General features: G+C 73.5%; 2 protein-coding genes. Both read left to right on the top strand.

Annotated features, from left to right (window positions below; translation table 11 throughout):
• Positions 1-255: hypothetical protein (locus GBZ26_RS29320; RefSeq protein ID WP_174441792.1), on the top strand; the 255-nt coding region annotated here is incomplete at its 5' end.
• On the top strand, positions 252-1,543 hold a 1,292-nt coding region (locus GBZ26_RS29315; protein ID WP_174441791.1), incomplete at its 3' end, for a hypothetical protein. The genes GBZ26_RS29320 and GBZ26_RS29315, both read left to right, overlap by 4 nt.

The following is a 1,543-nucleotide window of genomic DNA, read 5'->3' as shown; positions in this document are numbered from 1 at the left end:
CTGCCGCCCCTGTCCCTGCCCACCCTGACGCTTCCGACCTTGCGCCTGCCCGGTGCCGACAGCGCCGGCCTGGGCGATCTGGTGGGCCTGCTGGGCGAGCTGTTGGAGCGGCTGGACGGCAAGGCGGGCGATCTGCTGTCCGAGCGGAGGAAGGCAACGCGGCTGACGGCGGAGGTCGGTTCCGCTCTGCGGGCGGCCATCGAGCGGGTGGAGACGGCCACGCGAACCGCCAGCCGGGGGAGGATCACGCGATGATCCTCGCTCGCCTGACCTGCTGGCACAGCGCCACCGCGGCGCGTCGCGTCGTCCTGTTCAGCCAGCCGCCCAAGGGCTACCGGGACCGCAGCGACCCGGCGCCGTGGTGGGCGCTCCTCCTTCCCTCCGGCGGCTGGACCCTCTCCGCCGGAACGGAAGGGGGCGGCACCCGCGTGGACGTAACGCAGCTTGTGCTGGACGCCCGCCCGCTGCCCAACAGCGGAGCGGTGCGTCTGGCTGCGCTGCTGGCCGGCTGCAAGCTGCCCGGCTGGTGGGTGGAGCTGTTCGAGGTGGAGGAGGGGCGCCCGTTCAGCGAGGCTCGCGCCCTGGCTCGCCTGACCGTCGACGGGGTGGATCGGGAGCGCTACCGCTGGACCCTGCGCGTCCGGGCGCAGGAAGCCGATTTGGACGCCCGCGCCGCCGGACCGGGCGCCTACGCTGGCACTGGGGGCTTGGAAGGGCCGGCGTCGCTGGAAGGCAAGGGCAGGGAGCTGCTGATCGGGCGGCACCGCCATGTCGCGCCGACCTACCTGGGGCGCGACCCGGTCAATGGGTGCCACCTCTACAGCGCCACCGGCGGGCGGGCGATGGGCGGATACACGGCGGTGCGATCCCGCGGGCGCCGGCTGGGGACCGAAGTCACCGCGCCCGCCGTTCCGACCGCCGGCCAATGGCGACAGGACAAAACGCGCGGCCTGCTGTGGGTCGGCGGCGAGGACCTGGGCGACGTGACCGCGGCGGCGGCGGGGGTCACCGCGGCGGACGGCCACGTAATCGAACTGCCGGGAGAGGTCGCAGCCTACCTCGCCACGACGGCCAGCGGTGTCTTGCCGGCGGAGCGGGTGGACGGTGTTGCCGCCGCCGCGCTTGATGCCGCCGGGCACCCGCTGGTGATCTGGCTCGACGCGGGCGACGATACCGGCGTGCGCGTGGTGCTGGACGAAATCGGCACGGCCACACGGTCGGACTGGTACATTGGGCCGACCGGCCTCCTGACCTTCGGCCCCGGTGGGCCGCCCTCCGGTGTTTCCACCACGACCCTGCGGGCGGGGAAGGACTTCGTGGGGGCCGCCCCGGTCACGACCTCCGAAGACATTCCGCCCCGCCGGGTGAAGGTCCGCTACGCCCACAACGCCGCCGCCTTGTCCGACAGCGACATGGTGGAGGACATCCCGGACGCGGAGCGGGACGACATCTCCACCGAATGGCTGGAGGTGGTGGACGAAGACCCGGACGGCGGCGCCGCCTGCCCGGTGGACAAGACCGACACCGTGGAGACGGTCCACGC

Origin of the sequence: Azospirillum formosense (assembly GCF_013340925.1) — a bacterium.
Classification (GTDB): Bacteria; Pseudomonadota; Alphaproteobacteria; order Azospirillales; family Azospirillaceae; genus Azospirillum; species Azospirillum formosense.
This window is presented reverse-complemented; position numbering and strand designations above follow the sequence as displayed.